Raw genomic sequence first — 7,930 nt, forward strand, 5'->3', positions numbered from 1 at the left:
TTTGTCCAGCATTAGCACATAGCCCAACGCTTAGGCAAGCCGTTTGCCGCTAACTCCTCGAGACGTTTTTCTCCTTCGTGCCATCAACAAAAAAGATTTGTTTAAGAATATTTGGCTCCATGCCTCGATTTTCCCACAATTACAAAAAAGGGTAAACATATAAATTCTGATATTATAAAAAGCTTTAAGAGCTGCATTTTATCTTCTTAAAAAACAAATAGTTCTTATACAAAACGGTGTCCGCACAATATTCAGCTGACTAATGGTTCTCCGATAGTTTCTGCTTTTCAAGGATTTGTTCGTACCCGTGCTGCTCCACGTTCCCGATTTTTTTTGATATCGGCAGATTGAGCAGGTCAACATCGACAATATATTTTGGCCGGCGCTTTGTTTCCTTGTAGATTTTCCCAATATATTCTCCGACCAAACCGATGGCTATTAACTGTAAGCCTCCAATTAGCCATATCGATGTGATCAAGGAAGTCCATCCTAGCTCCGTTTTTCCAAAAAACTTTAAAATTAAAAAATAGATTCCAAATAACAAACTGATCATAAAAGAGAGAAACCCGACAAGCAAAACAAGCCTGATGGGAGTGACCGAAAATGAGGTTATTCCATCAAAGGCAAAGGCAAGCATTTTTTTTAATGGGTATTTTGTTTCCCCAGCAAGCCTCTCGTTTCTGTCATAATAGACATTTGCCGAGTTGAAACCGATTAACGGAACAATTCCTCGTAAGAACATATTACACTCTGCAAATTGTTCTAATTCATTAACCGCTCGCCTGCTCATTAAACGAAAGTCAGCATGGTTAAAGATCAATTTTACTCCAAGCTTGTCCATTAGCTTATAAAAGCCCTCTGCCGTAAAACGCTTGAAGAACGTATCCGACTCCCTGCTGCTTCTGACACCGTAGACAATTTCGTAGCCTTCCATGTATTTTCTTACCATCTCATTGATGGCATCGATATCGTCCTGAAGATCTGCATCAATACTTATGAGACAATCTGAAGAATTTTTTGCAGCAAAAAGACCTGCTAGCAAGGCATTCTGGTGTCCTGCATTTTTGGAAAGCTTCAATCCTTTTATAAATTCATTGCTTAGGCTAGCTTTGTAAATCAATTTCCATGTATTGTCTATGCTACCGTCATCAACAAACAATATTTTACTGTTTTTCGATACGATGTTTTCGTGTATCATTTGCTCCACTTTTGTCGCTAGCTGTTCCATGGTTTCTGCTAGCACCTCCTGCTCATTGTAGCAGGGAACGATAATCGATAAAATCGGCAAATTCATGGATGGACCTCCTTAGTGTTAGACAACCTGACTAGGCGCTCGTTTCTGACGTGAAAATGGCATCAAGCGTTCAATTATTCATGAGTGCATGATCAATGTCAGACACGTAGAAATATGTATTTTCCCCATAATATTGAAATTCACATACTTGAGTGATGTATTTTCTTGGTTCGTCTTTTTAAGATTTGCACAATGGCAGAAAATATTCCCTTAACGTCTGCTTCCTAGTACATCCAAAAAACACTGTAAAGAAAAAGGCTGCAACGGTAATTAATCACCATTACAGCCTTATATTTAATTTATATTCCTCTCAGATTCTAGAACGAATAGATTCTTTTTAGATTGGAGGAAAACGATTGATGTCAATGTAATTGCTAATAGCAGCCCAATGACCGAAAATCCGATGGTAGCGGTTTGCAGTTCAATGACCTCAGCCAAGTATCCTAACAATAGTGTCAATACGATTTGAACCATCGACTGAAAAAATGCAAAAGCACTGCTAAACCTTCCCATTAACTCTATCGGCACATTGTTCTGAAAAAAGGTTGTGTATCCGGTAAATGAAAACGGTGAGAAGAATCCAATTACGATGAAGCCAAATACAGCTAAAGGTACAGTTTCCGATGATGCTAGAAAAAACATAAAGTACCCGATCACCGATAATAAAGACCCTAATCCTAACAGTGTACGAATGGAAAGCCTCGATGCCAATGCAGATACTGCGAAAGAGCCAGCGACATAACCTGCGCCAGTAAGACTAACAAGCAAGCCATAATTCTTTTCTGACAAACCGATGACTTGCTGGATAAAGGTTACTTCCTGTGAATCAAGTGCATAGGAGATCAGTGTAATGAATTGGAAAATCATGAAAACCACCATAAATCCAACCGCTGCTTTTCCAAAATCGGCCACTGCCTTCCAATCAGTAGCAATCATTTTCAATGTAATACTGTTGTCTACGTATTTTTCTTTTCCCTCTTCCCTATCAACGTCTGGCAAGAAGGATATAGCCGCTGCACAGAAAAAGAAGGTAACTGCATTTAAATAAATGCTGGTATTTATGCTTCCATACATAATCAGCAGGCCAGAAACACTCGGCCCAACCAACATTGCTCCTGAAGTCGCGAATGAAAAAAAGGAATTAAACCGTTTTCTTTTTTCAGGGGGAATCAACTTTGCTATGTATGTTTCGGAAGCGGGCCCAAAAAAGGATCCAGCAATATTAGTCAAAAACATAAGAATATAAATAGGAAAAAGCGATGTAAAAAAAGGAATCGTTGCAATGAATATCCCCCGGATTAGATCAATCCAGATCATCAACTTTCTTTTGTTTACACGATCGATGACGCTTCCAGCCCATGTATTTGTCAGAAGGATCGCCAAGGGCCTGATGATAAACAAGCCTGCAATGGCTGCAGCTGAGCCAGTGATGTTTAATACCAATAAATTAATTGCTACAAAATAAATCCAGTTGCCAATATTTGAAATCCCAATTCCCAAAATCAGTAATATGGGATCTTTCCATTCCTTCAAGCAATACCCCTCCTCGACCAGTTAAAATTATCGGAATTTTACCAATCCTTTCTCTTTTTTATCCTATCGGTAACTTCCAAAAGTTTCAAGCACCTATTTTGAATTGAATTACATTTTATTCCATAACTATTAATGGTCACAATTTGTCCATATAAATTTTCCCAATATAAATACTTGAAACATGCATTATACCCGCATTTTCGCCACTCTTAAACGCTTCAAGTAAAAGTTTCATATATTTACCACCCTCTCTACGACAATTTACCTATTTATAACATCGGTATATTACTTATAATGGTATATAGATTCGATAAGGAGCTGAAAGCATGAATTCAAATCCAAAATTTGTTTCTAAAATCCTTCCGTTTTTTGCGGCGTTTATGGTATTGGTTACAATAGCAGCGACAATTGTCGTTCAAAATAATGATGATCAAGTATCGGTTCCATTTAGTTCTCTAGTCAAGTCAGTAGAAAGTCTTAACGGCGACGAGGCAACGCTGATTGAAAAAATAGATGGAACACTCATACTTAAAACGAAAGATGCAACATTTGTTTCCCAAGTTCCCCCTGGAAGTGATATGGTCGATAAATTAGTAGAAAAATATAATATCAGTTATGAATATATGAATAACAGCAAGTATGGTGCATGGATTTTTGGTGGTGTTCTGTTGCTTTTAATGGGTGGCGCATATGTCATCCAAAAGAAAACCGGAGGGATTGGTGCCGGTAATCGAATGAAAAACAACCTGTCAAAGCCTCATCCTTTGCCTTCGATCACACTAGCTGACGTTGGCGGTTTACAGGAAGAAATGAAAGAAGAAATCAACCAGACACTTTCCATTCTGAAAAATCCTGACAAATCAGCCAGGATGGGCATTAAACCTCCGAAGGGACTTCTGTTATACGGTCCTCCAGGAACAGGAAAAACTCTCCTTGCACAGGCAATCGCTCGTGAGCTGAATGCAAATTTTTTCTCGACCAGCGGGTCAGCTTTCAATGAAATGTTTATCGGAGTTGGTGCTTCTCGGGTGCGAAGCTTGTTTCAGAGTGCACGGAAGCAAGGTCCTGCAGTCATTTTTATTGATGAAGTGGACGCACTTGCCGGCAAGCGGAAACCGCATGGCGGAGAGGAAGGGGAAAAGACGCTCACAGAACTTCTCGTCCAGCTAGATGGCGGACATTCAAATGATGGTATTCTTTTCATTGCCGCAACAAACAGAAAAGACATGCTGGATGATGCATTCCTCCGCCCTGGTCGAATTGATTTTTCTTTCAATGTCCCACTGCCAGATACTAAAGGCAGAAGGGAAATCATTGATATCCATATCAAAGGGAAAAATCTTGCCCCAGATGTCTTCTCCTCATTGGACGACCTGGCAGAAAGCACCTCAGGTTTTTCAGGTGCAGAGCTGTACTCATTGTTTGAAACTGCCAGCAGACGCGCATTGAGAAACGACCAGGATATCATTTCAAAAAGCGATCTTGATTTTGCCCTAGACCGGATCATCCTTGGCAGCACATCTAGGACACTCCAGGATGCTGACACGAAGCGAAGGGTTGCCATTCACGAAGCTGGACATGCTCTTGTTTCTGCTGTCACCAAACCAGGTTCTGTCCGGAAAGCGACCATCATTCCGCGCGGCCAGGCACTTGGATATGTAGCACCAATACCAAAAGAGCTTGAATTGTCAACGCACAGCGATTTAATCGACCGTATTGCCATGATCCTTGCCGGTGGTGTCGCTGAAAGAATGTTGCTTGGGGAGCACAGTATTGGGGTAAGCGGAGATGTTCAACAGGCGAAACAAATCATTGAACAAATGGTCGATACTGGTTTATTGCAGGAAGGCTTCTCCCTCACTTTCAGCAAAGGGTTAAGAGAAACAAAAATGCAGGAACTTTTTGATGACGCTCTCGAAAAATCCGAAATGATTATAAGATCTCATCAAAATCAATTTGGAGAACTTGTTGATGCGTTATTAAAGAAAGAAACTCTCGAAGGCTCCGAAGTAGATGATATTGTCCAAAATACATCTTGTTTTCGAGAAGAGCGATGTGTAATGGTATAAATAAAAAAAGATTTCCGAATAAATAATCGGAAATCTTTTTTATTTTCGCTGGGCAATTGCCTGGGCAAGATTTGCTTTAATGTCTATTTCTTTAAAAGAAATTCCCAGCTGAACGGCGGTTTGGGCAATCTCAGGACGCATGCCAGAAAGCGTCGCATTTACGCCTATTAATTTCAAGGCATTCAATAGCTGGAAAATTTGATGAGCAACCATCGTATCAATCATTACAACACCAGATAAATCTACAAATAAATGGTGAATATCCCTTTGGGAGCACTGCAACAATGTGTTTTCAATGATTATTTTAGCTCTTGAAGTATCTATATCCCCAATCAGCGGCAGCAACCCCTGGTGGTTCGCAAGCGAAATAACAGGAGCACTTAATTCATTAATTGTTTCTTGCTGTGCTTTCATCACCCTTTGAGAGTATTTATAGGTAGCTTCTATGAAGCGCAGAATCACCTCATCCATTTCTTTCAAGATGATATCATACCAGATATCGATCTCTTTTCTTGTTATTTCAGGATGCAATTCTGCAAATCGGCGAACATAATCAAAATACTGGCTTCTTACATTTTTAAATTCCTTAATTACGTATTGAATTGGCGTGTTAACATGTTCAATATCACTTGCAACTTTTTCGATCCAGGGACTAAAGTCCTTGATAAATTCCCCCTCTTTCTTTTTAAATAACTCAATGAAATGAAGGTGAAACTCATGATTCTGTTCTTTTAACGAAGATATAACATCTGGATTGCGAGAAGCGTAAACACCCGCGGAATTTTCAAAATCGATATTTCGATGCCATTCCTCTGTCATATTCCAACTATTTTTCTTTAAAAAATTGTATAATTCCTGATTCCGATGCAAAGAATTTCCCCCTAACTGGAAGGTAGATGCAATATAGGTAGAACTACCTCAATCAAGCCCCAATCTATTATACCAAACAGTTTTTAGTTTTACTCTATTTTGTGTTTCTCTCTTAGTTCAGCAGGAGCCATCTTAATGATTTGCTGAAGTACGATTAAAAGAACTCCAATATCATCGACGACACCAATCATTGTTAAAAAATCAGGAATAATATCAAAGGGAAACAAAAAATATCCAATGATCAAGCTTGCGGAAATGATTTTTTGCTTCACTGGAACCACTCTAGACGTGAAAAATTCTATTAGAAAAGGAAGAAATTTTTTTGCATGAAAAATCATTCGAATTCTTTTAAAAAACATCTTCATTATGATGCACCTCTTTTATACAGAATCTCATATCCTTCTTTCACTATTCGCCAATTTCAAAACCACTAAAGGCATTATTATTTACGGTCGTCAGATGGATTCGTTTCATTTATCTTATAGGTTTACATAATACTATTATTGAGTATTCCACTTTCTAGTCTTCATGTCGCTTGCCAGCCGTCTGACAAAATTGATATTCTTAAAAAGGTCCGTTCATAATATATGTACTATACATAGGGGGATTGTTTATGGCTAAACTGGTTGAATACATAAAAAAAATTGCAGAACTCCCTTTGAAAGAAAATTACTCTCGAGACGAACTTTTGACCAAAGAGTTTTTATTGACGAAAGAAGGCCGACTTGAAGTCTATTATTGTACGCATAATGAATACATAAATCCAAAAGCAAAGGTGTTTATTGTTGGAATAACTCCTGGTTTCCAGCAAATGAGCAAGTCCATTGCAGTTGCCCGCTCCCTTATTGAAAAAAGAAAGCCTGTTACCGAGATTCCTTATTTGAGTAAACGGGAAGCGAGATTTTCTGGGGTACTACGCAATCATATCATTGAAATGCTTGATGACCTCGAATTACAAAAATGGCTAGCATTGGAATCTTGTGCGCAACTTTTTAATGAAAAAGACAATCTGCTTCATACAACGTCTCTGATTCCATATGCTGTTTTCAATAACCGGGAAAATTACACCGGACATCATCCAAAAATTCTAAAAAACAAAATGTTGATGGGTTTCTTAAAAAGTTACTTTGAACCACAAGCTTGCATGCTTCAGAATGCGATTGTGGTCCCACTTGGAAAAAGTGTCGAAGAAGTCATGAGGCTATACGTCAGTGAAGGGCTTCTGGAAGAAAAAAATATTCTCTTTGGATTCCCTCACCCGTCAGGTGCAAACGGACACCGACTGCCGCAATTTAACAGGAACAAAGAGAAAATGAAAAATACCATTAAAGACTTTTTTCAGTTCGAATTCAATAACACTAGGTGTTAAGGAGGATATCACCATTTAAATGATACTTTCGTATTGCAAATATTTTCTTATATGCGTGTTACCATAAGGTGAAATTTTTCCAATTATTCGGCAAAAGCGCCTGATATTTAGGTAGCAGGTAACGATCGTCTATCAACACTATTCTGCCTGTGTCCTTTTCTGATCGAATCAGTCTTCCTCCAGCTTGCAGTACTTTGTTCATTCCAGGAAAGACATAGGCATAATCATAACCATTCTTTCCAATACCAGCGAAATGCTTTTTTATCAAGTCTCTTTCGAATCCAATCTGAGGCAGTCCCACACCTACAACCACTACCCCGTTAAGCCTGTCCCCTTTTAAGTCGATGCCTTCAGAAAATACACCGCCAAGAACAGCAAAACCAACGAGTGATCTTTTATTGTCAGCTGTGAAAGATTCCAGGAATGCGGCACGCTCTTCCTCATCCATCCTTGTACCCTGGACAATCGTGGTGATATCCTCATTGAAAATGCGCCACTCATCCAGTACCATATTAAGGTATTGGTAAGGATGGAAAGAAAAACAGATAATTGCCTGGAGCATTGTGGACTAGATCAGACATTGTTTGGACGATCGGATTAACGGATCTTGTCCGGTCTTTGAACCTTGTTGATAACGATTGAATCTTCACTTCAGTCTGCTTATTAGTAAATGGAGAAGGGACCAAAGTGATATAATCTTCGTGATCACCGCCAAGCATATCTCTTTGAGACTCCCACCCCTAAAGGGGCAAGCTCTAAACCTTACAGTTTAACGAGTGGGATTCTTGAATGACT

General features: G+C 39.1%; 7 protein-coding genes. 2 read left to right on the forward strand and 5 right to left on the reverse strand.

What is annotated here, in order from left to right; translation table 11 throughout:
* Positions 1 to 259: 259 nt before the first annotated feature.
* Complete coding sequence (locus UB32_RS15980; RefSeq protein ID WP_044395517.1) at positions 260 to 1,294, reverse strand: glycosyltransferase family 2 protein; 1,035 nt, start codon at positions 1,292 to 1,294, stop codon at positions 260 to 262.
* A gap of 294 nt (positions 1,295 to 1,588) precedes the next feature.
* Positions 1,589 to 2,827: an MFS transporter gene (locus tag UB32_RS15985; protein WP_044395519.1), complete on the reverse strand. Its 1,239-nt coding sequence runs from the start codon at positions 2,825 to 2,827 to the stop codon at positions 1,589 to 1,591.
* 326 nt (positions 2,828 to 3,153) lie between these two features.
* Between UB32_RS15985 and UB32_RS15990 the strand changes: the two genes are divergently transcribed.
* Entirely contained in the window at positions 3,154 to 4,896 is a 1,743-nt protein-coding gene (locus UB32_RS15990) for an AAA family ATPase (RefSeq protein ID WP_044395521.1), read from the forward strand.
* Positions 4,897 to 4,935: 39 nt separating this feature from the next.
* On the opposite strand, the gene UB32_RS15995 is transcribed toward UB32_RS15990, so the two are convergent.
* Positions 4,936 to 5,766: an STAS domain-containing protein gene (locus UB32_RS15995; protein ID WP_044395523.1), complete on the reverse strand. Its 831-nt coding sequence runs from the start codon at positions 5,764 to 5,766 to the stop codon at positions 4,936 to 4,938.
* Between the two features lie 89 nt (positions 5,767 to 5,855).
* The gene (locus UB32_RS16000) at positions 5,856 to 6,038 is read right to left on the reverse strand and encodes a YkvA family protein (protein WP_431305980.1); all 183 of its coding nucleotides are present in this window, start codon (positions 6,036 to 6,038) and stop codon (positions 5,856 to 5,858) included.
* A 341-nt stretch (positions 6,039 to 6,379) separates the two neighbouring features.
* Here UB32_RS16000 and UB32_RS16005 point away from each other — a divergent pair, with 341 nt between their 5' ends.
* Positions 6,380 to 7,135: a hypothetical protein gene (locus UB32_RS16005; RefSeq protein WP_044395528.1), complete on the forward strand. Its 756-nt coding sequence runs from the start codon at positions 6,380 to 6,382 to the stop codon at positions 7,133 to 7,135.
* A gap of 58 nt (positions 7,136 to 7,193) precedes the next feature.
* Here UB32_RS16005 and UB32_RS19610 read toward each other — a convergent pair whose 3' ends face one another.
* A complete protein-coding gene (locus UB32_RS19610) occupies positions 7,194 to 7,697 on the reverse strand; it encodes a helicase C-terminal domain-containing protein (protein WP_241768527.1) in 504 nt (167 codons plus the stop codon).
* Positions 7,698 to 7,930 lie beyond the last annotated feature (233 nt).

Source organism: Mesobacillus subterraneus, from assembly GCF_000934845.1.
GTDB lineage: Bacteria > Bacillota > Bacilli > Bacillales > Cytobacillaceae > Mesobacillus > Mesobacillus stamsii.

Bases quoted from the DNA above. Each gene is read 5' to 3' on its own strand.
- UB32_RS15980 (WP_044395517.1), bottom strand. From the start codon at position 1,294: ATGAATTTGCCGATTTTATCGATTATCGTTCCCTGCTACAATGAGCAG.
- UB32_RS15990 (WP_044395521.1), top strand. From the start codon at position 3,154: ATGAATTCAAATCCAAAATTTGTTTCTAAAATCCTTCCGTTTTTTGCG.
- UB32_RS16005 (WP_044395528.1), top strand. From the start codon at position 6,380: ATGGCTAAACTGGTTGAATACATAAAAAAAATTGCAGAACTCCCTTTG.
- UB32_RS19610 (WP_241768527.1), bottom strand. From the start codon at position 7,697: ATGCTCCAGGCAATTATCTGTTTTTCTTTCCATCCTTACCAATACCTT.